Annotated in this window: 18 protein-coding genes, 1 pseudogene, 1 CRISPR repeat array and 1 riboswitch; of the genes and pseudogenes, 8 read left to right on the top strand and 11 right to left on the bottom strand. The window is 44.2% G+C overall.

Annotated elements, in window-relative coordinates; all coding sequences use genetic code 11:
- Positions 1–166: 166 nt before the first annotated feature.
- The 3 genes from tenA to AYR61_RS06300 form a co-directional block, all read right to left on the bottom strand.
- Positions 167–826, bottom strand: a complete 660-nt coding sequence (gene tenA / locus AYR61_RS06310) for a thiaminase II (protein WP_054711023.1) — start codon at positions 824–826, stop codon at positions 167–169.
- 81 nt (positions 827–907) lie between these two features.
- A riboswitch (TPP riboswitch) is annotated at positions 908–1,003 on the bottom strand.
- Between the two features lie 61 nt (positions 1,004–1,064).
- Positions 1,065–1,832: a glucose 1-dehydrogenase gene (locus AYR61_RS06305; protein WP_065902188.1), complete on the bottom strand. Its 768-nt coding sequence runs from the start codon at positions 1,830–1,832 to the stop codon at positions 1,065–1,067.
- 83 nt (positions 1,833–1,915) lie between these two features.
- A complete protein-coding gene (locus AYR61_RS06300) occupies positions 1,916–2,623 on the bottom strand; it encodes an MIP/aquaporin family protein (RefSeq protein WP_056987202.1) in 708 nt (235 codons plus the stop codon).
- 1,094 nt (positions 2,624–3,717) lie between these two features.
- Here AYR61_RS06300 and tkt point away from each other — a divergent pair.
- Together tkt and AYR61_RS06290 are read left to right on the top strand one after the other, a co-directional pair.
- A complete protein-coding gene (gene tkt, locus AYR61_RS06295; protein ID WP_065902187.1) occupies positions 3,718–5,739 on the top strand; it encodes a transketolase in 2,022 nt (673 codons plus the stop codon).
- Positions 5,739–6,464: a transaldolase gene (locus AYR61_RS06290; RefSeq protein ID WP_173585422.1), complete on the top strand. Its 726-nt coding sequence runs from the start codon at positions 5,739–5,741 to the stop codon at positions 6,462–6,464. Before tkt ends, AYR61_RS06290 begins: the two co-directional genes overlap by 1 nt.
- A 106-nt stretch (positions 6,465–6,570) precedes the next feature.
- Here AYR61_RS06290 and AYR61_RS06285 read toward each other — a convergent pair whose 3' ends face one another.
- The 6 genes from AYR61_RS06285 to cas9 form a co-directional block, all read right to left on the bottom strand.
- Positions 6,571–7,293: a helix-turn-helix domain-containing protein gene (locus AYR61_RS06285; protein ID WP_056987200.1), complete on the bottom strand. Its 723-nt coding sequence runs from the start codon at positions 7,291–7,293 to the stop codon at positions 6,571–6,573.
- A gap of 154 nt (positions 7,294–7,447) precedes the next feature.
- The gene (locus AYR61_RS06280; protein WP_065902185.1) at positions 7,448–7,699 is read right to left on the bottom strand and encodes a helix-turn-helix domain-containing protein; all 252 of its coding nucleotides are present in this window, start codon (positions 7,697–7,699) and stop codon (positions 7,448–7,450) included.
- Positions 7,700–8,041: 342 nt separating this feature from the next.
- Positions 8,042–9,001: direct repeats of the CRISPR family, unit length 36 nt; unit sequence GCTTTGAACCTCATTGATTTGATATTCATCTAAAAC.
- A gap of 27 nt (positions 9,002–9,028) precedes the next feature.
- The gene (gene csn2, locus AYR61_RS06275; protein WP_065902183.1) at positions 9,029–9,694 is read right to left on the bottom strand and encodes a type II-A CRISPR-associated protein Csn2; all 666 of its coding nucleotides are present in this window, start codon (positions 9,692–9,694) and stop codon (positions 9,029–9,031) included.
- Positions 9,691–9,996 carry a CRISPR-associated endonuclease Cas2 gene (gene cas2, locus AYR61_RS06270; RefSeq protein WP_304621840.1) on the bottom strand — a complete coding sequence of 102 codons (306 nt, stop codon included), beginning with the start codon at positions 9,994–9,996 and terminating at the stop codon, positions 9,691–9,693. Before cas2 ends, csn2 begins: the two co-directional genes overlap by 4 nt.
- Entirely contained in the window at positions 9,974–10,900 is a 927-nt protein-coding gene (gene cas1 / locus AYR61_RS06265) for a type II CRISPR-associated endonuclease Cas1 (protein ID WP_065902181.1), read from the bottom strand. Before cas1 ends, cas2 begins: the two co-directional genes overlap by 23 nt.
- 197 nt (positions 10,901–11,097) lie before the next feature.
- A complete protein-coding gene (gene cas9, locus AYR61_RS06260; protein WP_065902179.1) occupies positions 11,098–15,204 on the bottom strand; it encodes a type II CRISPR RNA-guided endonuclease Cas9 in 4,107 nt (1,368 codons plus the stop codon).
- A 333-nt stretch (positions 15,205–15,537) separates the two neighbouring features.
- On the opposite strand from cas9, the gene AYR61_RS06255 reads away from it, so the two are divergent.
- From AYR61_RS06255 to AYR61_RS06245, 3 genes are all read left to right on the top strand, one after another.
- On the top strand, positions 15,538–16,401 hold the full coding sequence (locus AYR61_RS06255; protein WP_225356521.1) for a metal ABC transporter solute-binding protein, Zn/Mn family: 864 nt from the start codon (positions 15,538–15,540) through the stop codon (positions 16,399–16,401).
- Between the two features lie 238 nt (positions 16,402–16,639).
- Entirely contained in the window at positions 16,640–17,197 is a 558-nt protein-coding gene (locus AYR61_RS06250; protein WP_054710691.1) for a TIGR01440 family protein, read from the top strand.
- A 315-nt stretch (positions 17,198–17,512) separates the two neighbouring features.
- Positions 17,513–18,076, top strand: coding sequence for a MarR family winged helix-turn-helix transcriptional regulator (locus tag AYR61_RS06245; RefSeq protein WP_065902176.1), 564 nt, complete (start codon positions 17,513–17,515; stop codon positions 18,074–18,076).
- Positions 18,077–18,151: 75 nt separating this feature from the next.
- Here the strand turns inward: AYR61_RS06245 and ltrA are convergent, their stop codons facing one another.
- Together ltrA and AYR61_RS15350 are read right to left on the bottom strand one after the other, a co-directional pair.
- Entirely contained in the window at positions 18,152–19,534 is a 1,383-nt protein-coding gene (gene ltrA / locus AYR61_RS06240) for a group II intron reverse transcriptase/maturase (RefSeq protein WP_065902174.1), read from the bottom strand.
- A 459-nt stretch (positions 19,535–19,993) separates the two neighbouring features.
- Positions 19,994–20,179, bottom strand: a complete 186-nt coding sequence (locus tag AYR61_RS15350; RefSeq protein WP_191982291.1) for a hypothetical protein — start codon at positions 20,177–20,179, stop codon at positions 19,994–19,996.
- 569 nt (positions 20,180–20,748) lie between these two features.
- On the opposite strand from AYR61_RS15350, the gene AYR61_RS06230 reads away from it, so the two are divergent.
- From AYR61_RS06230 to AYR61_RS06220, 3 genes and pseudogenes are all read left to right on the top strand, one after another.
- A complete protein-coding gene (locus AYR61_RS06230; RefSeq protein ID WP_065901908.1) occupies positions 20,749–21,987 on the top strand; it encodes an IS110 family RNA-guided transposase in 1,239 nt (412 codons plus the stop codon).
- A 143-nt stretch (positions 21,988–22,130) separates the two neighbouring features.
- Positions 22,131–23,768: pseudogene (locus AYR61_RS06225) on the top strand (ABC transporter ATP-binding protein); the annotation flags it as partial.
- A complete protein-coding gene (locus AYR61_RS06220) occupies positions 23,768–25,654 on the top strand; it encodes an ABC transporter ATP-binding protein (RefSeq protein ID WP_065902170.1) in 1,887 nt (628 codons plus the stop codon). The pseudogene AYR61_RS06225 and the gene AYR61_RS06220, both read left to right, overlap by 1 nt.
- Positions 25,655–25,663 lie beyond the last annotated feature (9 nt).

The following is a 25,663-nucleotide window of genomic DNA, read 5'->3' as shown; positions in this document are numbered from 1 at the left end:
CTTAACCGCCTTGTTCCACGCTCATTTTCTCTTTCTTGGCAGCCGTGCCATAACGCGTTCCGAAAAACTGAGGGCTACTGCCTAAGCGACTCTGACAAAAATGCCAGGTTCGGGCATTTCTGTCAGAGTCGCTTAGGCGCCGCCCTCAAACCGTTTTTCTCCACGCTCACCACGCCTGTTTATCCATCGCCATCTGCCAAAACGCCAATTCATAGGCACTACTCCGCACAAACGAATCCTGCATCTGCGCGCGCTCCGTGTCATCCGCATTGTCAGCCGTCTTGTTGGTCAACTGGATCATCGTGTTCACACTATCGGTATAGTCGTCGCTGTCATACGTTTCGATCCAACGTTCGTACAGCTCAACGGGTGAGCCGGCCGCTATCAAGCGTTGGCCAATTTCGTTGTACAGCCAGTAGCATGGCAACAATCCCGCAATGGCACGGCCCGGTGTTCCTCGGTCTAATTCTGAGTACATATGGTTCACGTAGTTATAAGCGGTTGGAGCCATCGGTGTGTGGGCGATCTCATCCGGCGTGATGCCCAACCGGTCAAAGAAGCCTTCTCGGACAGCGATTTCGCCGTCCTTGAGACCCTGAGCGCCAGCCATTAGAAAGTCGACGTCTTCTTTGTCCGTTAATTTTTCAGCAATTTTTTCATGGAGCTTGCCAAATTCGTTGAGATAATAGCGGTCCTGAATCAAATAGTAACGGAACACGTCGTTAGGCAGTGAACCGTCGCCAATCTCGTGCACAAATGGGTGGTCAAAGCTCTTTTGCCAGCATGGTTCAGCAGCTGTGTGGATTTGCGTTGTAAAGGTGGTCAATGTGGGTCCTCCTCGTTTTAAAAAAGCGGGCAACAAAATACCGACCAGGAGACAACAGGCTGGTCGGTCGTTTAATCATCATTGATTATCCGTTAACTTTCCTTCGCGAGTGTTGGCTCACAGGTTCAAAGGGTTCGGTAAAAACCGTCTCAGCAAATTGCGCCCCTAGTTAGATTATTGAATTACAAGTTTTAGTATAGCACAGTTTCGTAAAATGAAAGCGATTCATTAATGCAACCTAGCGCAGGAGGTAACCGCCATCAACTGGCAGCATCACGCCGGTGACATAGTCGGAGGCGGCGCTGGCAAGAAAGACCATCGGCCCCATGAGCTGTTCAGGTTTTCCCCAGTCCCCTGATGGAATGTGGGCAGCAATCTCCGGCCCGCGAACGGGATCCTCCTGGAGTGGTTTGGTCATGTCGGTGCTGATATAGCCCGGTGCTAGACCATTCACTTGAATATGGTACGGTGCGAGCGCATCCGCATAGGCTTTAGTCAGCCCCATCACAGCGTGCTTACTGGCGGCGTATGGGAATATCCGTTTGCCCGCGCGGTACGACTGCATCGATCCAATGTTGATGATTTTCCCGTGTTGCTGGTCAGACATTACCTTGGCAGCCGCATGGGACAGGTAGTATAACCCATTGAGATTGACATCAATAACCTTGCGCCAATCCTCATCCTTGAACTCGAGCACGTCGTTGCGCAGTTGGATCCCCGCATTATTAACGAGAATGTCGAGGTGGCCAAATTTTTCAATCACTGCCTGCACAATGGCATCCGCCGCATCTGGATCGGTAATATCCTGTTGCAGAAACGCCACCTGTTGGCCGTTTGCCTCGACCTTTTCCTTGGTCTCGTCCCAACCACGCTGTGAGGCACTGACCACAAAAATATCCGCGCCGTATTCAGATAGCGCAATTGAGTAGAACTGCCCCAGCCCGTGGGCGCCACCTGTGATAAGGGCCACCTTGCCGGCGAGTGAGAAACTATTTTGATCAAACATCCTATCGCTTCCTAACTGCTGACGCGTACGCCAGCTGGATTTAAGTCACGACCATTATACAACGTCAAATGCACACAATGATGTCACTTCAACAGCGTCTCTAGACCGGTCGCAATCAGACCACCGATCAGCGGTCCGCACATCGGTACCCAAGCGTAGCCCCATTCGGCATTCCCCTTATGTGGCACGGGCCAAATGGTATACGCAAACCGTGGTGCCCAATCACGGGCGGGGTTCAGCGCAAAGCCAGTTGTGGTCCCAAGACCGGTACCAACAACCATGATCAATAGCCCAACAATCAGCGGTTTAAGCCCCTGCGTGAAGTTACCAAGGTTCAGCAAAATAAAGACAAACGCAAAGGTGGCAATGATTTCAGACAACAGGTTAAACACCGGTGACTTGATGGCCGGCCGAGTCGCAAAAATGCCCACAGAGTTCCCCGCGGCTTCGTCTGAACTGGCTTTAAAGTGTGGATAGAATTGAATCATGACCAGCGTGGCACCCACGAAGGCCCCGAGAAATTGGCCAAGTAAATACGGCAACACATCGTGCCAGGGAAACAACCCAAAAATGGCATAGGGAATCGTGACTGCGGGATTGAGATGCCCCTGAGAGCCCAGCATGCCAGCTACGTAAACACCCATGGTCACCGCAATCCCCCAGGAAAGACTGGCATACAGCCAATTCGACCCCTTCGCATACGTTTTGTTCAAGTTCATACTGGCACCGGTCCCAGCGCCCAACAAAATCAAGACCATCGTGCCAAAAAATTCACCAATAAACCCGTTCATCAACAACACCCATCTTTCAGTTATGATTAACTCGGTATTAACTGAGCCTATTCTATCATAATAAAAACGGTTCCAGGACAACAAACTGCTAGTTTGAGATATAAAAATGCTATTGTTGGGTCTTATTTGAAGATTTATGACTGGTGTTTATGAAATTCAGACTCCTTAATCGCCATTTGTATATTCTTTTACTGACATTATCGGTTATTTTCAAATGACATTATTGCTTGAATTTGCAAATCATTCTGCAAAGGTACGGCTTGATTGTCGAGCTATACCAATTGTAAAACGTAGTGGTTAGAAATACTGCTTACCTTAGGATACTTATTGAGTCTCACAGTGTTAGTCGAGACTCCCTTCAGTGCAAAGTAATTACTAATAATAGGACTCTCTATGTTAAGTAACACTCTGTTAGAAGTATTGCTATCAGTAAGTTGTTGGCAGTCAAAGGCGGATTCTCTGCGAACTGAGGGTGATTATAATGCGATACTTAGGCAATTGAGACTATGCGCGCTATGTAAGTGGAGTGCCAAATGACGCAATGCAACGAATTCAGCAAGCAAATCAGCTCATTTAACACTGATAACTACCAAGCTCAATAATGAGAAAATAAGAAAATATTCTAATTAATTCAGCTAACTTCCTCGCTTTTTGGGACCGAATCGAGTATAGTACAATTAAACTTTACAAATAATTTCATTAAATTGTTTTAATTCCATGTAAGAACTATGAAAGCGACTGAAAGTAACGCGTTGCATTCCCAGGACAGTATTCCCACTGTCCGCGTGTTGCCAGCTTTCATTCAATTTTTACTTGAAAATATCAATGAACTTTCCCGTCATTGATGGTTTAAAAATAAATCAGAAATGAAATTTGTTTCAGACTTTTGTCGCATGACCTATGCCTTTCAGAAGAATACCAGACCACATTTTGAAGACAGCGCTTTATTCCCTTTCATGCGTTGTTTTCATAACTCGTTTAACTGGATCAGAACACTTGAAAATGTCAAAATTTTCAGGTATACCATTTCAGTCAGTTGAGTTGACAGTCTGTCAATAATACCGTATATTTTCTGGACATAGGAGCGTGATTACATGCAAAATACTAGCCTAGACCAAAGATCAATCAACGCCTTACGTTTTTTGAGCGTTGATATGATTGAAAAGGCCAATTCAGGTCACCCGGGGCTCCCATTAGGCGTTGCCCCAATGGCCTACACATTATGGACAAAACATTTAAACATTAACCCCACTGACCAAAAGTGGGTCAACCGCGACCGGTTTGTGCTTTCAGCCGGCCATGGTTCTGCATTGCTTTACAGCCTGCTGCACCTTTCTGGCTTCAATCTTTCTATTGAAGACCTGAAGCAGTTCCGCCAGTTCCAATCAAAAACCCCTGGTCACCCCGAATACGGGATCGTTGACGGGGTTGAAGCAACCACCGGTCCCCTTGGTCAAAGCCTCGGGATGGCGGTTGGGATGGCGATGGCGGAAAACCATTTGGCTGCCCAGTACAACCAACCCGGTTTCAATATTATGGACCACTACACTTACGTCATTTCTGGCGACGGCGACCTCATGGAAGGCGTCTCACATGAATCCGCAAGTTTGGCGGGCCATTTGAAACTCGGAAAATTGATCGTGCTTTACGATGACAACAATATTTCACTCGATGGCCCCACCAGTATGGCGTTTACCGAAAACGTCTCCGAACGTTTCGAAGCCTACGACTGGCAGGTTCTCCACGTGGCTGACGGCAATAATATGGCGGAAATTAACGCTGCGATTGAAACGGCGAAGGCCAACCCGAACCAGCCAACGCTGATCGATGTTAAAACAATCATCGGGTTTGGGTCACCGGTTGCAGGTACTAACACTGTGCACGGTAAGCCGTTGGGTGAAGCCAACATGGCTGCTACCCGAGAAGCGCTCGGGTGGCACTACGCCCCATTTGAAGTGCCTGAAGACGTAACCGATAACTTCAAGTCTAACGTGAAGAACCGCGGGATCGACGCTGAAGCTGATTGGACAAACCTGTTTGACGAATACACCCGGCAGTTCCCAGAACTGGCTGAGCGGTTCTTAAACGGCTTCAAACCCGTTCACTTCGACCTGGATCTCCCAGTAAGCCACGTCGGCGAAAAGGAATCCGGGCGGAACACCAGCCAGCGCATCATCGGCGCCATTTCTCAGCAGCTGCCAAGCTTTTGGGGTGGTTCAGCTGACCTCTTCGCTTCAAACAAAACGAACATTAAAACAGCAACTGCTTGCGAGGCCAACGCGCCAGCTGGCCAGAACATCTGGTTTGGCGTGCGGGAATTCGGTGAAGCGACGGCTGTCAATGGGATGATCCTGCACGGCGGGATCCACGCGTTTGCCAGCACGTTCTTTGTCTTCTCGGACTACATGCGCGCAGCCATCCGGTTGGCTGCAATTCAACAGATTCCAGCCACCTACATTTTCACCCACGACTCCGTTGCCGTTGGTGAAGACGGCCCGACCCACGAACCCATCGAACATCTGATGAGTTTCCGGGCAATGCCAAACGTGAACGTCATCCGTCCTGCTGACACCAATGAAACAACAGCGGCATGGCGGGTTGCTCTGGCAGCTTCCAATACCCCAACCATTTTGGTGCTGTCACGGCAAGACCTGCCAACATTGCCACTGACAGAAACGTTAGCCGACGAAGGCGTAAAACATGGTGGTTACGTGCTCTCCCCATCAAAGGGTGATGTGCCAGAAGGGATCTTGATTGCCACTGGTTCGGAAGTCCACGTCGCAGTAGCTGCCCAAACGCAACTGCGTGAACAAGGCCATGACGTTTCAGTGGTCTCCATGCCATCCTTTGAACTCTTCGACGCCCAGTCAGCTGAATACAAGGAATCTGTCCTGCCGTCAGCCGTGACAAAACGGGTATCGATCGAGTTAGGCACCACCATGGGTTGGGAACACTACATTGGCTTGAACGGGATTGCCTTGGGCATCAACAACCGCTTTGGCGAGTCCGGTAATCCTCAAACCATCATCGACAGCTTCGGTATCACACCCGAAAATACTGCCACAGCGTTCCTGAGTCTCATTTCCGAAAAACAGTCCGTTAGAGAGGGGCAATAATCGTGGCTACACCAACATTCAAAATTAAAATTTACTCCGATGGCGCTGATTTAAGCGACATGCAGGCCATCAATAAAAACGACTTCGTGACCGGGTTCACCACGAACCCAAGCTTGTTAAAGAAGGCCGGCGTCACCAACTACCTGGAATTCGCAAAGAAGACGGTGGCGACCTTCCCAGATGAGCCGATCTCATTTGAAGTCTTCAGCAACGATTTTCCAACCATGGAAAAGGAAGCCCATTTGTTACACGACTTGGGCAAAAACGTCTACGTGAAGGTGCCGATTCGTACCACGGACGGTCAGTCCACTGCTGAGTTGATCCATAACCTGACAGCGGCTGGCGTGCAGGTCAACGTGACCGCCATCGCTACTACTGACCAAGTGGCCGAAAGTCTGGCTGCCATTGAACCGGGCACCCCAAGTATCGTGTCGATCTTCGTCGGCCGGGTTGCGGACACCGGTGCCGATCCACGGCCGTTCGTTGAAGAAAGCGTGGCCCTGACCGCCAAACGCGACGAAGTTGAACTCTTGTGGGCAAGTACCCGGGAGATCAACAACATCTATCAGGCCCAAGAAGCAGGCGTGGACATCATTACGGTTCCGCCGGCAATCATCGCCAAACTCGTTTCACACTTCGGCCAAACTGGCGATGATGTGACTATGAACACGGTTAAGGGCTTTGAGGCTGATATTAAGGCCACTGGGTTGCATATTTTAGGGTAGATTGCTTGGGTTTATAGCTGGATTCGAGTGATTGCGATACCTTTGATGAGATAACTACGACAAACGGCAGGATCCTTTTGAGGGACCTGCCGTTTTTGCGTTGGTTTTAAAATGGACTCCAGGAGGATTTGGGCCAGTCGTATCTTTTGTCGTAGGCGTGGTAGTCGCCGAGTTGGGCGCGGATCAGTTTCGGGACATCGTTGCGATGGATTAAGGTAGCTTGACTGACGAAGCTGCCCTTATGCTGAACGTAGGCAAAGTTCATCCCCTTTGAGGGAATCTCGCCAACGGAAAAGGTGAGCCACTCGCCACCGCCGAAGCCGTTCTCGACAACGTGGGCTGTGACGGGCTGTGGGACGGCTGTGCGGCGCTTAACGTTGTGTCCCTTAGTGTTAGTCTCGGTGACCTTTTCCATCTTGGTGGGCGTTTTTTGCGGTAATACTGCGAACCCTCTAGTTGTGGAAAGGAACGGATTAATGCGGTCAATCGTGTCGTTTTGGGTACCACGACCGTAGCTTAGGATGCCGAGGCCGATGATGATCAGTCCGAAGATGGCGCCGATGGTGATGGTGAATTTTTTGTAGCGGTTCTTTGTTTTGACGTCGTGGCTGATCTCGGTGACTACTTTGGCGTCGTCGCCCTTTAGTAGGTCGTCCAATGAAATGTTTAGGACGTCGCTGATGTCGACCAGCGTATCCAAATTAGGATACGTTGCGTTGTTTTCCCAGCGTGAAACTGTTTGGCGGGTAACGTGGAGTCTTTCTGCCAAGTCTTGTTGCGTCATTTGGAGCTTCTCGCGTTGTGTTTTTAGCTGTTCCCCTAATTGCATGATTTCTTCCTCCTCTGCAGTAACTACGGTACAGGATGTCGGATTGTTTGCCAAGCAACTGGGGTGTTACAGGGGCTGTGACATGTTTGTACTGAAGCAAAGGTCAACAAAATACTACACATTTTCTAGGTTCCTACGAAAGCTTCATTTAAAGTTATTTATCCGAATCAGTATGATTCATTCGATGAATTTCAATATAAACACTTTCTTTTTCTGACACGTCAAATGTCCACGAGTCTACGGACAGAGCACCACTCAATGCTAATATTGTTGCAATCTTAAAGTTTACGTCTCTATTTTCCCAGCGAGAAATAGTTTGGCGCGAAAATATCATTATCGATGCTAGTTGCTTTTGTGTTAACCTTTTTTTCATTCTATTAATTTTTATCAGTTCATCTAGTTGCATATTATCATCTCCTTTCGAGATAAGTTTATCCCAAAAAGAAGAATTACCCTAGCAAATGTTTTTTGACATTATACACAAATAACACGGCCGTTGTTGATCAAACAGCGGCCGTGTTTTAAATAAGTAGTTTGATATTCATCTAAAATCTAGTTGCAGATGCACTACTTATAATTCACTTTATCGAAAAAGTAGAAAAATGCAAGTGGTAGATTAAGACCTAATAATTGATTCAACACTCCTATTAATAGGTATTGAAATTGGACCAATAACTCTAGTACCAAAGTGAATAGTTTGGTTAAACCCTTCTAAAACCCAGCTCCGGCTATATCTCAAATCTAGCTCACTTTGAACCTCATTGATTTGATATTCATCTAAAACGTTCGTGTTTGACCTTGTGAATAAAATAATGCTTTGAACCTCATTGATTTGATATTCATCTAAAACAAAGAACGGTACTCACTTCACGGTGTTTGTGCTTTGAACCTCATTGATTTGATATTCATCTAAAACAAACTCAACCACAAGGTTCAACTGGCGCTGGCTTTGAACCTCATTGATTTGATATTCATCTAAAACTAGCACTTGCAAGAAGAGCCGGCGGGCACCGCTTTGAACCTCATTGATTTGATATTCATCTAAAACCGAGCAGGAGACGGAGCAGGGTATCAAGCGGCTTTGAACCTCATTGATTTGATATTCATCTAAAACAGGACACCGCAGCTTATGTCAATGTGGACGGCTTTGAACCTCATTGATTTGATATTCATCTAAAACCGTTATGCTTGCCGATAACCGCACCACTGTGCTTTGAACCTCATTGATTTGATATTCATCTAAAACGGTCGAGATAATCCAACTGTACCCCGAGATGCTTTGAACCTCATTGATTTGATATTCATCTAAAACATTAACGGCGATAAATTTAATAATGATGTGGCTTTGAACCTCATTGATTTGATATTCATCTAAAACAGCCAAGTTCCTGCATGCGATTGTAAAATTGCTTTGAACCTCATTGATTTGATATTCATCTAAAACTTAATTCGGCTGCTGAATCATCAGCAACTGGCTTTGAACCTCATTGATTTGATATTCATCTAAAACTGATTCGTTGAAAGGAATGGGGAAGCAGAAGCTTTGAACCTCATTGATTTGATATTCATCTAAAACGTTGTGGGGCATTTTGTGCCGCATTTTAGTGCTTTGAACCTCATTGATTTGATATTCATCTAAAACCAGCTAAGTGGATCAACAACTCGCCGACTTGCTTTGAACCTCATTGATTTGATATTCATCTAAAACATTATTTACACATAAATTATTAATCTTTTATTTATGCCATAGCATAAAATCCGGGTCTATATAGTAATAGTCAGCATTCTCAAACAAACTCTTTCGTTGGTTTTCTGAGAATTCAATGAATATGCAACTCAAGTCAGTATAGGATATTACCTGACAAAATTGATTAATATCTTTCTTAGTTAAATAGTGGCTAGCATTTAAAATAATCGGGGTACGATCAATACCCAACTCCACTAGTACCTTAATCAATGTCTCTGTCTTTTCAAACGGCGACTTAATCACCTCAGAATCAAGCCTCAAACCTAATAGTTTAATTATATCTGTAATTGACGGTATCTCAACCATTAAAGGTAAATCAAACACAAAAAGATCGTTTAGTAACTGCGAGTTTAATCCCTGAACCATGTCGATTAGTTTCACCTGTTCTTCCTGACTCATTTCATCAACAACATGTTGCGAAACTTTTCTCTCAAACACCTTGTTTAAGTCAAGAGTTAGTAAATCACCATAGAAGGTACACAATTGATGCGGATCTTTCAATTCAAGATCATCCGTACTAGTTTTAATCGAATCGTTCAACTCATTTAATCCTTGAATGAAATCCCAGTAGACTTTGACGTTTCCAATATCAATGACTGTTAAACACTTACGTTTTATTGATATTGGTTTTAAAGAATAATATGTTAAGTTCATATCACTATTGTCCTTTCACCAGAATTAATAATGTCATGATTTTCTTCTCCAGCTAAAAAGTGCATGTCTTGGTATTGCTTTTCCGTCACAATGAGTGTTTGAACAAGCCCACTTTCAGGTACGTTATTTGCTATCCTCCTCTCGAGAAATTTTGCAGACTGTCTCGTCGCGCACACTCGAACGTAGACCGAATACTGCATCATATAAAAGCCTTCACGTATCAACTTTTTGCGAAAATGCCGATAATTACGTCGATCTTCTGTTGTATCTACCGGCAAATCAAATAAAACCATTAATCTCACGACTCGATACCTCATTTGGAATTGTCACCTCAACATTAATATGATTGATTTCTTGATTTAAGAAACGTAAACAATCATTTACATAGTCACCAATAATATTCCTTAAAAGTCCTTTTTTACCGTTAAAAACAAGTTCTAAATTTAGTAAATCAACGAGGCCATACTTTATATCAGGCGTAAACTCGTTAAATTTGAATGTTGAGGTGACAATTCCATGAGTTGCTACCCACTGATCGATAATAGGCCTAAACGGTTCCATTAGGTCTGAGCCCAAATTATATTGGTTATCGGTTCTATCATGATGTATCCCAATGCAGGTCATATTTCCTCTAATCGTAATTTCTCGATTTATCAATGAATGAATAATTGCGTACCCATAATTAAGCGCTGCGTTTTTTTCATTTAATTCATCTCTTGAAAACCCTTTTCCAAATATAGCTGGGAAATATGCTCGGGCAGCAACTGCCTCTCTGTTACTAACGTCATTGATTTCTATTTCATTTAAAGCCGTCTCAATAATTAAGTTTGGACAGTCTAAATGCTCACACACCGCAAGTTGGTTTTTAATTTTACTAGTTACAATCAATGTCCAAAGTCTTTCAACACGCTCCTTTATCCAATTAACTTGCTGTGTAATTCTATGGGCGTTTCGCCGGGGTGAACTTGTTGTCTGAATCTCACAGCTGGGATTCCCACTTTCATCGATAAAAATAATAACCGCTTGACCTCGATTTAATGCATTAATTGCAGCTGTTGTAATTACCCCTTGTAATGTGCTTAACATTAATACATCAATATCAGAAACAGGCACATGAAATCGATCTTGATCCGTTTGAATTACGATATTATTTGCAGATAATGATATCTTCGCGTGTCGAGAAACAATAATTGTTCGCCATGCCAAATAAATCAACCCCTTTATCTTTTTGCTAAATTATGATATATTTTTCTTGTTAAGTCTGATCAACTTAATAACCTCATTGATTTGATATTCAGAGTTAAAATCAAACAAGGCTTATGCCAAGTTTTCTCTTTTGAGCTCATCATTTGAGCCATTACATAAAAAAGTCGGACTATCTTTTGATGGTTCGACTTTTTGAATTATTTAATCGGTACGATTCGTTCAAACAACCCAGTCGGCGACTGATGGATAATTTTACAATTCTCAGTAATCCGTAAACCGTTACTTTTTTGTAATTTTCCAAAATCTGTTTTAATGCCCATTTGTTTTAAGTTGCCTAATGTTGCATTCGCATGTAGCCCAATAAAAATCTCCTTTAAAATTGAACGCTTTCCTTTCTTCTTTTTATTGTCTGGCACATCTTTAGGAAAATCATTAATCGGTAATTGCTCGAAGGCTTTTTTACTCTTTTGCAGAGCTGCTCTAAAGCCATTCACATCATACAAATTAAAATAACTATCTACTTGCTTAAGTACATCATTGAAAATATCAAGGTATACTTTATCATCTGACTCACGATCCATTAGTTGTCTTTGCATCGATAACGGTAAAAATAATTGTTGAGAATTATGATAATACGTATCTGTTCCAAGTCTAAATCGGTGTGGACTTCCGGCAATATCATCAATCACTAACTGATCTAGTAAGACCTTGGGAATCACAACATCAAATTCAGGGATTTTTATTTCATGTGTCTTTTTATTTTCTTTACCTAATTGAGGTGCAATGACTTTTTTAAATGCTAACATAGTAGCTTTATCGCCTTGCGTCATCGCTTTCTCTATTTGCTGTACCTTATTTGTATAGATTGGCAAAACTCGAAGTTCAGATGTTTTTTTTGAATAGACTCTGACAATTGTCAAATAGGCGGCAGTCTGACCAGTGTAACCACCATAAATATCAACTGGCCAATTACGTTTGGTTGGAACCAACTTGAAACCTCCACCGTTTTGTTTTGCGTCGGTTGCCTTTAAAATTTTCTGCTTATACATTGCCCCGAAGCTTGTACGACTTTCATGGGTGATTAAAAGACGTTGATAATTATATATTTTTATCATTTTAGCTAAGTCCGACTTTTTATCCCATAGAATTTCTCCAGTACCTTCATCAACAATTGCTTTATCAGAATCAAGCGTCTTTATTAGATTGATACTTTTTAAATTTTTATGATTTTGCATATACTGACCGTACACAAAATATGGTCGCAGTTTGGGATACCTTTTATATAGATAAGTGCCGATACGCGCAGCTAGAAAAGCATCAAATGCATGATGATTATCATTTACTTCACGGATCTTAACGAGATCAAACTGTTGTCTGAATTGATGAGAAAGTGACGCTTTAATTGTGATGATTTCTGTTTGACTGTTTCCTAATAAAGCATCAAGAAGTTCAATAACTAGCTTTGTAACCTGTCTTGTTTCTACTAATTGTCGTTGAATAAAACCGGGTGCATATTTGTCAATTTCATCTGGTCTCATCGTTAGATTTTTTAATTTTCTGGCAGAAATCAGTCCCATTTCATGCCATCGTTTCCAGGTTGGCAACATGTTATTCATGTATTTATCTGAGACGAATGTAACACCTTTGTCCTCATTGGTTTTTTGACTAACAAGAACGCGATTGTCTAATGAATCATCTTTAACCAAGGATTGAGGCAATATATGATCAATATGATATAGCGATAATTTGTCAATGTTAATTGCTTTTCCTGTATAAAGATCCCGCCCACCTTGTTGGAAATACAGGAATAATTGATCTTTGATATTAGCTCGATTTTTTAAAATATCGTCTAACTCACTACGAACACTAGAATCAATGACTTCCTTAGCTTCCGATTGATAAAGCTGTTGTAATTGCCTTTGGCGAGCAATTGTTTGTTGGTGACTATTTGACGTGTCACGTGCGACTTCAATAAAGATTTTTTCAGGCATATGGCCGGCTGCTGTCATCATATCTTGAACCACTCTGATAGCCTTACGCAAGGCCTTCTTATTCTGAGGAGAAGTATACAGATTAGAAATGAATTCATCCAACGATGCCAAATTCTTGCGTCCAGGTTCCCATTTGGCAGGAAGAACTTGACTCAAATTATTATTGTTTGCTGTTGCGATTTGTTCAGAAAAATCAGATTGTGCTTGAATTTCCATAAAATTATGATTAGAGTTCCACAGTTCATCTAAGATACTGTAACCATCTTTATTTTTAAAAGTTGTGAGTAATCGTAAAGACAATCGACCCCAACCACGATATCTTTTTTGAGCAAGTCTTTTCCTTTGACTGCTAGTTAACCAGTCAATTGAATCCAGTTTTTCCACAAAAATTGAGTTGTCTTCAAAAATAGTTGACCATAAAATTATTTTTTCGATATCATCAACTTTATTTCTATCTTCAAGTGCGTCAGGAATTATTTTATTGTAATCATATAACGTTGATAGTGAACTATTGAATTGTTTTTCATTAGCTAAACCACCAATCTTTGGCAAACTCATAACCTCTCCTGAGCTAACCAAAAATTTTTGAACATCCTTAACCTGAACCGTTTTCTTCTTTTCAAATACGTGTGTATATACACTCTGTTTTTGTTTACGAGTAATGGGTTGCCCATCGATAGAAATCTTATTTAACTCATTTAGCACTTCAAAACGTTGATAGATTAAACTTTGTTTTGGCAATACATCCTCACCAATTAAATAAGTATCGGTAGTTGTCATTCTATCAATAAATGCAGTAGCTGACGCTGTGCGATCAATCTTTTCATCGAAGTTCCAAGGCGTTACTTCACCACTCTGTTTACGAATCATCCAGGCAAATTTACTATTCTTTGAATTGGAAGTATCTTCCTTCGCTATCATCGGTCCTACATAGTAGGGAATTCGGAATCCGACTAGCTCATCTAACTTGTATGGAAATGCAATTTGATGGTCAGCGACTGGGTTCTCCTCAGCTAACCATGGATAATATTCTTGTTGATTTTTTATAATTGTATCTAACTCTCTTTGTTGCAATTGATATGGGATTACACCATTTTCGGTTGTCCGTTGTTTTGGCAAAAAATTTCCAATCGTTATTTTAGACTTGATTTCTTGCGCTAGAGTGTCATCATCATTTTTAATTAACTTACTAAGATCACTGTAGAACTCATCAACTACCTGATGGATTTCAATATATTCTGCATAAGTGTTTTGAAGCTGGTGCTTCAAAACTTTTGGCTTAGTGTCCCAATACTTTTTGAGCAAAACTAAATCGGACGCATGCCTATCATATTTCTGAATCATTGCTTCGGATAGGCTAAGCCCATTTGGAACTATTCCAGCCAGCGTCACACTAGAATACAATTTCTGTAGAATTGTTATTAAGGAAAAGTTCTTTTCTGAGAATGAGGGTTCAATAACGCTCATTTTTTCGTCCAATGTATCAATGCTAAAAGTCCAATCCTTTTGTTGGTCTTTTGCGATATCATTGCCGGTTATCACAAAAAATTTTGCTTTCAATCCTGTGATGGCTTTCGTAATCTCAGTTGAAACTGTTTTTAGAATTTTCGTTGTATCTTTGTCTAAATCATTTGTTGGCAACAACAATTTTGCAGCAGCTTTCTGTCGATCTGAACGTGATTGGGTACTATCCAGTAGCACTTCCTTTAATTTTTCAACGTATTGATCATTAAACTGTACCTGTTCATTACCAAAAATGCCTACTAAAATAGCATTTATTTCGTGAATGTCACTTTTTAGATCAAGATTAGAGGACTCAAAGTTCTTAGCCGCACCGTCCAGTAAAAAGTGGCCCCGGTATTTGACGATATGGTGAATAGCTAAATAAATCTCACGAATATCGAATTGGTGATCTTCATACATCAGTGCGTGACGTAAATGATAGATTGTCGGATAAAGAATCTTTCCATCCTTATCTCTTGGAATCAAAATTTCTTTCGCTAAACCGTCATAGTTAGGATCCTTTGGAGATACTGAGGATTCTTTCATCCGAGCAAAAAAAGTAGGATCTACCCGACTGATAGGTTCATCAAATATCTCTCTGAGTAACCGCAATCGCCACTTTCGGCGATTGTACCGGCGCCGTGTCGTTCTGAAACCACGCGTTTCAGCAGCCGCTTCCCCTTCTCTAAACAAATGTGCACCAATTGCCCGCTTCCCTTTGATATTTAGTGGCCAACCGTTTTCATCAACCCCGACAAATCCGATTGAGCTGGTACCAATATCTAAGCCAATGCTATATTTCTTATCCATAGATAGACGCTCCTTTAATCATTTGATTTTATCCTAATACGAAACCGATACCATTCATAGCTTTATTTTATTAACACCTATATACCCGTCACATACATGTAATAGTGTATTATAGGACTAGACCATTATCCACAAATAATTACATGAGAACTGAGGCTTCAATACCGACCGATTTTTAATCTCATCCAAAGTTTTTACCAAACACATTGCAATTCACTGAAAATTCTGTCAGAATATTATTTTGAATCGTAATTATTACTTTTTAACGGAGGCTTAGTTTTTAGAGTTCATCAACATCGAATTTTTCGAGTATTATCTGCTCTATCTATTATTTTGGTAGCAGTCCTACTAACAAGCTGTACTAGTAAAACGGCCTCCAGCATCACAAAACACCCAAGTAAAATCCACGTAGTCACCTCCCTAGACTTCTACGGTGAAACCTCAAAAGCAGTCCTAGGCAACAAAGGTACGGTAAAATCCATCATCAACAAACCCAGCATGGATCCGCACGAGTATGAAGCGACGACTAAAACAGCAAAAATTGTCAGCGATGCGGACGTCATTATCTACAACGGGTTGGGGTACGATACCTGGATGACCCGCATCGCGACTGACACAACCCACACCACCAAAATCAATGTAGGCCAAACAGTCATGGGCAAGCCAGTCGATGCCAATCAGCACATCTGGTACAACCTAAAGACTATGCCGACTTTAGCAAAATACCTCGTCAAAAAGTACAGCAAACTCCAACCCCAAAACAAAGCCTATTTTGAAAAAAATGCCAAGAACTACATCGCTTCACTCAAACCGCTCCAACAAAAACTCAACCAACTAAAAAAGAACGCAAACGGCGCCGAGGTCGATGTCAGCGAACCAGTCTTTGATTACACTCTAAATGACCTCGGCTATAAAGTAGCTGATACCGGCTACTCGATGGCTGTCGAAAACGATACAGATCCATCGCCTGCCGAAATCAAGGCCATGCAACAAGATATCAAGACACATAAAATCAAATTCTTCGTAGTAAATACGCAGGAAATCAATCAGATCACTAAAAACATGATGACCCTTGCAAAAAAGGATGGCGTTCCAATTCTAAAGGTCACCGAGTCCATGCCTGCCGGTAAAACCTACGAGTCATGGATGATGAGTCAGTTTAAACAGCTAGAAAAGATTCAGAAAGCCGTCAAATAATGACTAACCGGCCACTTTCAGCTCAACCAAGGTGGTCGGTTTTATTTTGCACACAGTTACCAATCCGGCAGTACCACTTCAACGGTTAAACCAGTTCACTCCAGTATTGAATCTAACTCACCTTCACCCGCCACATAATTTTTAATCGAATTATCATTTTCCACGCTGAGTTGATTGTAATTTTCCGCTTCTCAATGTATAGTAAGCTTATTGATTATACGTATAAGGAGCGAAGAGAATGGATCTAGAAACAATTAAAAACCAATTAACGCAAGCACTATCCGACTACTTCGACAAGGTGCATTTACCGGAAAACGGCTTATTCGTTCTCGGGTGCAGTACCAGTGAAGTCACTGGCGCTTGGATGGGCCATGCGTCCAGCCAGGATGTGGGTGACGCTATTATTGATACGTTACTTCCTATTTTAGGTGCACATCATGTTGCTCTCGCTGTTCAAGGCTGCCAGCACATCAACCGTGCCCTACTCATGGAGCGCGAAGTTGCTGACCGTCGCGGGTACGAAATCGTCTCCGTCGTGCCTTCCCTGCACGCGGGTGGCGCAGCACAAATTGCTGCCTATCGGACGTTCAAAGATCCCGTTGAAGTCGAGCACATCGTTGCTGACGGTGGCATGGACATTGGCGACACCCAGATTGGGATGCACGTCAAGTTCGTTCAGATTCCGATTCAGACTAGCGTGAAGGAAATCGGCGAGGCCCACACGACCTTTCTAACTTCCCGGCCAAAACTCATTGGTGGCGCGCGTGCGATTTATGAATTTCCGGATGAAATCTAAGAGTGTGGAAGCAGGCGTTTAAGGAGCGGAGCGTAAGGGACTTTTACCGAAAAAACTGGGTTTGTTTTTTTGGTAAAAGCCCCTTACGTAGCAGCTCCTTGCCTGCTGAAACACGTTTCGACAATTAGAAAATAAAAGGCCAGTTTTCAGCCCTAATCCGCTGGAAGCTGGCCTTTTTGCACACTCGTAAAAAAACATTCTGGAAATTAGTTAGGATTTGTTGACACATCCTAACTACCGGACTATAGTAAGTAACGTTTGTTAGGATTTCTTAAATTATCCTAACTATTTATTTCTAAGAAAAGGAGGAGCACCATGTCAACTGAAACCAGTCAGCTCTTCGGGGTGTTCGCGCATTTGTTCCATGAAACGCGCCATATGACAGGCCATATTAAGAAGAGCGACTTGCATAGCCATCGTCATCCAAATCCCGGCCAACTGAGAGTCATCTTTCTATTAGCCAAGAATCCTCAGATGACTAACTCGGAAATTGTCGAGAAGCTGAGTATCAAGCCCAGTTCTGCCAGTGGCTTAGTCAATCGCCTTGTCGAAGGCGGCCTCGTTCAACGTCACGCCTCGCCAAAAGATAAGCGAATCATGCTCATCTCACTGACCGCTCGTGGGCAGCGGTTCCTCGATTCTGCTCATGAGTTGCGGGATAAATTGTCTGAAGTCATCTTTGCATCGTTAACCGATGAGGAGCAGGCGCAATTACTGCACTTACTCAAAAAATTATCAGATGATATGGCAGACAAACTACCCACTTGGGAATCGTCAAGGGTGATGCACGACTTCTTTGAACAGCATCAAGAATTCAAGGAAGATCTTGACCACTTCGGCTTCTCCCAAACCAACACGATGCCCACAAAGATCGAGTAGGAGGTAATTGATTAATTCAATTACCGACCTCTCACACCACCGTACGTACGGTTCCGTATACGGCGGTTCAATAATTTAAGCACTTTGTATTGACTGGAGTGTCTTGCTCATATTGATGAGTCCAAGGCGTTCCAGTCTTTTGTTTGTCAGAGTATAGGTCAATGTCTTGCTATGCGCAGTTCGCCAATAACCCTTACGGGTATTGGCCATTGTATAAGCACTGGTGCCAGAAAGCCCCAGTTTTACAAGATGATTGACCTTTGTTTTGAGCTTCTTCCACTGTTTCCAAATATACTGGCGAATCCTTGCTCGCAACCATTCGTCTAAGTGACGGATAAAATTGGTCATTTTCCCGACCGAATAGTACTGTAACCACCCACGCATCTTTTGATGAATCTCGTTAAACACCAGGTTTAACGAAACGCCCCGATTGCGCTTGGTCATTTTCCTGAGTGCAGACTTGATGCGTTGCTTGGCCTGCCAAGCAGGTCGCGCATACGCACCTCCTCGACCAACCTCCAAGGAAAATCCCAGGAACTTGGCCCGCAGAGGCGAACTTACTGATGTCTTGTCCTCATTGACGGTGACCTTTAGGTCGCCTTCAAGAAAGCGAGTAACATTAGTCAGAACCCGTTCTCCAGCACGTTTGCTTCGGACATAAATATTACAATCGTCCGCATAGCGGACAAACTTATGACCTCTGGAAGTTAACAGCTTATCCAGTTCGTTGAGATAAATGTTAGCCAAAAGTGGCGATAAGGGGCCACCTTGAGGGGTGCCTTTATCACTTCGTTCAAATAGACCACCATTCATGACACCGCTGGTTAGGAAGCGACGAATGAGATGCAGTATCCATAGATCCGTAATATACTGCTCAATAAATTTAATAAGCAGATCGTGGTTGACCGTATCGAAGTATGCTTTTAAATCGAGATCCACGACATAGTGATAGCCCTGATTGTAGAACTGAACCACTCTATCAATGGCATCTTTAGCACTTCGATTCGGTCGGAACCCAAAACTATTATCTGAGAAGACACGCTCAAATGTTGGCACCATGACTTGCGCCATGGCTTGTTGAACAAGTCGGTCAATCACAGTTGGTATTCCGAGCTTGCGTTTACCACCATTAGGTTTTGGAATTTCAACCCGCTTAACGGGACGAGGCCGATAGGTCTCGTTTTGTAAAGCTTGCAGTAATTCCTGTTTATGTTTCCTCAAGTAGGGCAACAGTTCGTCAACGGTCATTCCGTCTAGTCCTGCTGCACCTTTGTTTCTGCAGACGCGAAGATAAGCCTCGTTCAGGTTATTTCGGTCTAAGACTAACTCTTGAAACTTAGTGCCGTTCATCATCGTATTTTCACCAGAGTCAGTGCTACGCACCCCGACTTGTTCTTGGGCTTCCAGTCCTACTGTCCGCCGGCGGTCAGCTTTTTCTGTATTCTGCGGTTGTTGCACTGTCTCCACCTCCAATATCAATGATGACCTATTATTGTTCAGCCCTTCGTGGCAGATACCGCTACTATGGCCTCGGCTGACTCCTGTATCGTTCTGCACCACATCACTGTGATGTTTGTTCCTGTGGCGCTTAGCGCGCCTCTTGTCGGGAACGTACGATACAGGCCTCCCCGGGTAAGAACGCCCACTTTCGTACCATGTCATTGCCAGCTTTACTGCGATGGCCTCGAGTAGTATTGGACTTTGGTTTGTTTGGCAACCTCGTCCGACCAACACAGCCTTATAGCTGATTCTTGTACATCAATGCGGTACTTTGTCGCCGACTTCCTTCAGATTCCACCTCACGATGGACACCCTTGTCATTGACTTGCGGTTCCGACTACTACGGCCCGCAACGGACTTTCACCGTCTAGTTGGCGCCCATGCCGGGCGCACCAATAAAAAAAAGCAGTCCCCCGACTACTTTTCCTGCTGATAGGTCACGTGATACGACTCGATACCATTTGATTCAAAGGCCGTTTCCAAGATTGCTGCGATTTGATTCATATCAATCGTTTTTGGTAGTTGAATGACAATGTGATTGTTGTCCGCCATTTGATCACCCCGTTTTGTATTACCTTCATTATACGAACATACATTCGGCATTGCAATCTTTTTCCGCAACAATTCTGATTCCACACAATTTTACGATTGTGCACCAGAATTCGCGCAGCCACCATTTCGTTTTGTCACTTAGTCATCATTTGAAAGGAGCGCAAAGATGCTCAAAATTGCCAAAGGACGCATTTCTTACACCGCCGTACTGGGGGCTGTCTTGTTCATGATCGTCCAGGTATTTGCCAACCTTAACCTCCCTCGTATTATATAAGTTGTTCCTTCGGTGTATTTGTAGCTCATTACTTGTGTTGCTATTTATTTGTTGGACACCACGTGATAATCTCTAATTGTCATTGGCTTTGGTCAACTGGTATAGGTTTAGACCTCCTTGTAGCCGCGACTACTTTATTAGACTGCCGCCCAGACAATCATCTAAATCACGAACCACATGCTGTTTCGATGACGACGTTCACTAGTCTGAGTAGGACTAGCCGCAGCTTGAACTTAGTCACCCATGAATTCTTATCTGCGAGGATGTGTTTAGTGATTGTAATTAGGGGTTATCACATGGTGTCCAACTTAAGACCAGACAATAATTATGAAAGGAGGCCATCCCAATGAAATTACTTGTCGGCATTGATGTTAGTTCGAAAACGCTTGAAGTTGTGATGATGACTTCTGAAGCGCTAAAACCTGTCTTCCAAGGTGCCTTTGAGAATGATCTCAACGGCGCCACGGAACTTAAGACCATCATCTTGGCATTGAATGAACAACGTCATTTTGAACAAATTACGATTGGTATGGAATCGACTTCCATTTATAGTTTCCATCCAGCTTATTTCTTTATGAACGATGACGATCTAGCTCAGTTCAATACCGAAGCGGTCGTTCTCAATCCCCGTGATACTAAGCGTTATAAAGACGTTTTTGAAGACAATAAAAACGACCACATTGACGCACTTTATATTGCTGACTACCTACGTAATGGTCGCTTCACCACCAGTCTGGTTCGTGAGGATGAATATATTGCGCTTCAACGCCTTACCCGTTCTCGTTTTGAACTTGTGACCTCATTAGCTCGTTCTAAACAACACTTCTTAGAGAACCTTTACTATAAAGTCAATAAACTCGCTGTAAACTCCTCAGGAGAAAAGGTGGCGGTCTTTGGTAGCTCTATTTTTAACCTACTCACTGATGAAATGACCACCGATGAGCTCATCAACGCCTCGACCGAAGACTTAATTGACTATTTAAACGCCGCTGGTCATGGCCGCTTTGCTGATGCTGAGAAGACCGCTAAAGCGATTCAAAGGGCCGTTCGTGGCTCGTATCGCTTACCTAAAGTCATCCAAAACTCTATCGATATCAATGTGTCTATCTATGCCACTGAGATTCGAACCTACCAAAAACTCATCAAAGAACTTGATAAACAAATCGAAGCGGTTGTCATGGTATTACCGGAAACTGAAATTCTTCAATCGGTTCCTGGTATCGGCTCAGTTTACTCGGCTGGTATCTTAGCCGAGATTGGCCAGATTGAACGCTTTGATAAAGAGACTCAGCTGGCTCGCTATGCTGGATTAGCCTGGAAACAAAACCAGTCTGGCGACTTTAACGGACAGATTACGCCTCGGACGCATACTGGAAACAAGTATCTACGCTATTACCTAATCGAAGCTGCCGGTTCGGTAACCCGCTATGATCCAGTATTTCGTTCCTATTTTGAAAAAAAGATGTCCGAAGTTACGAAGACTCCTAGAAAGCGCGGCCTCGCATTAACCGCAAGAAAGCTTATCAGGGTGCTTGACGTCCTACTCCGTCGACACCAACTCTATCAAAAGGAGGAATCGGTATAGGCATATAAAACCAGCTTAAGGTCAAGCCATCAGCTCTGATTTTCAAAAATCGAAAATCAGTGGGCTTATTTAAGTGCACCATTTTCCAAGTGTTGAGCAGAACCAAATCCCGTCTGCTTTAATTTATTTTATTGACTTATCACCACATGTCTAACTTAACGTCAGATATTGTTAACAACGGGGTTGCTAAGGGGGATATCAGTTACATCTGGAAGATCGGTGTCCAAATGGTCGGCTACTCACTGCTGAGTATTGCAGCGGCCATCTGTAACGTCTTCCTCGCCGCCCGGACCTCACAAAAGTTGGGTCAGAATTTACGGACGGATATCTATAGTAAGGTTATTCATTTTACCAACGATGAATACGACCAAATCGAAACGTCATCCCTCATCACCCGGACCACGAACGATGTTGTTCAGATCCAAAACGTGGCCATGATGATGTTGCGGATGATGATCATGGCGCCAATTATGTTGATTGGGGCTAGTTTCCTTGCGTACTCTAAGGACCACCAACTCACCATGATCTTCCTGGTTTCTATTCCATTACTTGCCATTTTTATGGGGATCATGTTGCGGTTCGCTGTGCCAATGTTCCAAGCCATGCAGACCAAGACTGACCGCATCAACCGGGTCTTTCGTGAAGGGTTAACTGGTGTTCGGGTCATCCGGGCATTCCGGCAAGACCAATTCGAACAAGACCGGTTTGAAGACGCCAACGTCGACTACACCAAGAACGCCATTAACGTGAACACCATTATGGCGCTCGCGCTTCCTGTCATGACCTTGATCATGAGTGGGACCAACGTCGCCATTATCTGGTTCGGTGCCAAACTCATTGGTGGTCAAGCCATGCAAGTCGGGAACTTAATTGCGTTCATGACCTATGCCACTCAGATTCTCATGAGCTTCATGATGCTTTCCATGGTGCTGATCTTCATCCCTCGGGCGCAAGCATCCGCCAAGCGGATCCAAGCCGTCTTCAACTTGAAGTCCACCATGACCGTTCCCGACACCCCAGCTGAACTCGATGACAAATCTGCTGACCACTCACTGGCTTTCAACCACGTCACCTACCGTTACCGCAACGCTGAACAGCCGGCTTTGACCGACATCGACTTCAGCGCTACCAGCGGGCAAACGGTGGCCATTATTGGTGGGACTGGTTCTGGGAAAACGACCCTGATCAACCTGATCCCACGGTTCTACGACGTTGAAAAAGGCGACATTGAACTCGACGGCACTAACATCAGTAAGCTCGACACTACCCAGCTCCGTAATGCCGTTTCCCTTGTCCCACAAAAGGCCACTCTATTCACTGGGAGCCTGCGGGATAACATGAAGTACGGGAAACCGGACGCCACCGATGATGAAATCTGGCACGCACTGGACATTGCCCGGGCTCGGGACTTCGTTGAAGAAGATCCAGACGGCCTTGACATGTATGGCGGCAACTTCTCTGGAGGGCAACGGCAACGTTTAGCCATTGCGCGGGCCCTGGTCAAGCAGTCATCCGTTTACGTCTTCGATGACTCCTTCTCCGCCCTGGACTTCAAGACCGATGCCGACTTGCGGGCTGCCTTACGCGCCGACAAGCACATTCAACAATCGATCACGGTCATTGTTGCCCAACGGATCGCCACGGTTGCCGATGCTGACCTGATCCTCGTTATGGATAACGGGAAACTCGTTGGTAAGGGTACCCATGATGAACTCCGGAAGACCAATACCGTTTACCAAGAAATCATTCATTCACAACTGAGAGAGGAGGATGACAAATAATGGCTGATAAAGAGACGCCAAGACCACAACAACAGCGTGGTATGATGGGCGGACACGGTCCCGGCAACCACGGCGGGCTCGTCGAAAAGCCCAAGAATTTCTGGGGCACCACCCGTCGGATCATGAGCTACATGTCAGACCGGCTGGTCGGCCTGTGCTTCGTGTTGGCCTTCGCCATCATTAGTGTTATCTTCCAGATCCGAACCCCGAAAATTTTAGGTCAAGCCACGACCGAAATTTTCAAGGGCGTTATGAAGGGCCAGTCTGAACAAAAAGCCGGCTTCTCCATTGCGGGACTGCCAATCAACTACGAGAAGATCGTGCACATCATCCTCATCGTTGGTTTGATGTACGCCGCTTCCGCCATCTTCAGTTTCCTGCAACAGTACATCATGACGCGGATCTCACAACAGACGGTCTACAAACTGCGAAAATTCATGAAACAAAAGATGCGCGTTGTGCCTATCAAGTACTACGACACGCACAGTAACGGGGATATTATGAGCCGGGCTGTCAACGATATGGATAACATCGCCAGCACCCTGCAACAACCCCTGACCCAAGCGGTTACGAGTACCGTGACCTTTATCGGGACCCTTTGGATGATGCTCACCATCAGCTGGAAGTTAACGCTGATCGCGCTGGTCACCATTCCACTGAGCCTGATCATCGTCGGCATCGTTGCTCCGCGGTCACAAAAGTTCTTCGCTGCGCAACAAAAATCCCTTGGGTTATTAAACGACCAAGTGGAAGAAAACTACGCTGGTCAACAAGTTCTCAAGAGCTTTAATAAGGAAGACAACACGATTGAAAGCTTCGAAGTTCAAAATAAGAACTATTACCAAGCTGCATGGAAAGCCCAATTCATTTCCGGCATCATCATGCCATTGATGATCTTCCTGAACAACATCGGCTACGTCTTCGTTGCCGTTATCGGTGGGATCGGCGTTTCCAACGGGTCCATTACCTTAGGGAACGTGCAAGCCTTCCTGCAGTATACCAATCAATTCTCACAACCTATCTCACAACTGGCCAACTTGATGAACACCATTCAATCCACCATCGCTTCAGCCGAACGGGTCTTTGAAGTCATGGATGAAGAAGAAATGAAGGACACCAAGGAAAACCGCGACGTTGAAGACACCAGCAACCTCATCGAACTCGAACACGTTCAGTTCGGTTACGAAGATGAGCTGTTGATGACTGACTACAACCTGACTGTTAAGGCGGGACAACAGGTCGCAATTGTTGGGCCGACCGGTGCTGGGAAGACGACCATCATCAACCTGCTGGAACGGTTCTACGACGTTAAGGGCGGTGCCATCCGCTTGAACGGTACTGACACCCGTGACCTCGACCGTGAAGACCTGCGTTCACACTTCGCCATGGTGCTGCAAGACACCTGGCTGTTTACCGGGACCATCTACGATAACATCAAGTATGGCCGCGAAAACGCGACGAAGGACGACATCATGAACGCCGCCAAGGCCGCCCACGTGGACGAATTCGTCCGCAAGCTGCCAGACGGCTACGATACTATTTTGAACGAAGAAGCTTCCAACATTTCACAGGGACAACGTCAACTTGTGACCATTGCGCGGGCGTTTGTTGCGAACCCTGAGATCCTCATTTTGGATGAAGCCACCAGCTCCGTCGACACCCGGACCGAAGTTCAGATCCAGCACGCCATGAGCGAACTGCTGAAGAACCGGACCAGCTTCGTCGTTGCGCACCGGCTATCCACCATTCAAAATGCCGACAACATCATCGTGATGAACCACGGGGCCGTTGTTGAAACCGGGACCCACAACGAATTGCTGGCCCAAAACGGCTTCTACGCAACACTGTACAACTCACAATTCTCTGACAACGTGTCATTCGACTAAAGGAGGCCA

The organism is Secundilactobacillus paracollinoides, from assembly GCF_001702155.1.
GTDB lineage: Bacteria > Bacillota > Bacilli > Lactobacillales > Lactobacillaceae > Secundilactobacillus > Secundilactobacillus paracollinoides.
The sequence above is the reverse complement of the archived record's forward strand: the minus strand, read 5'-3'. Positions and strand labels throughout refer to the sequence as shown.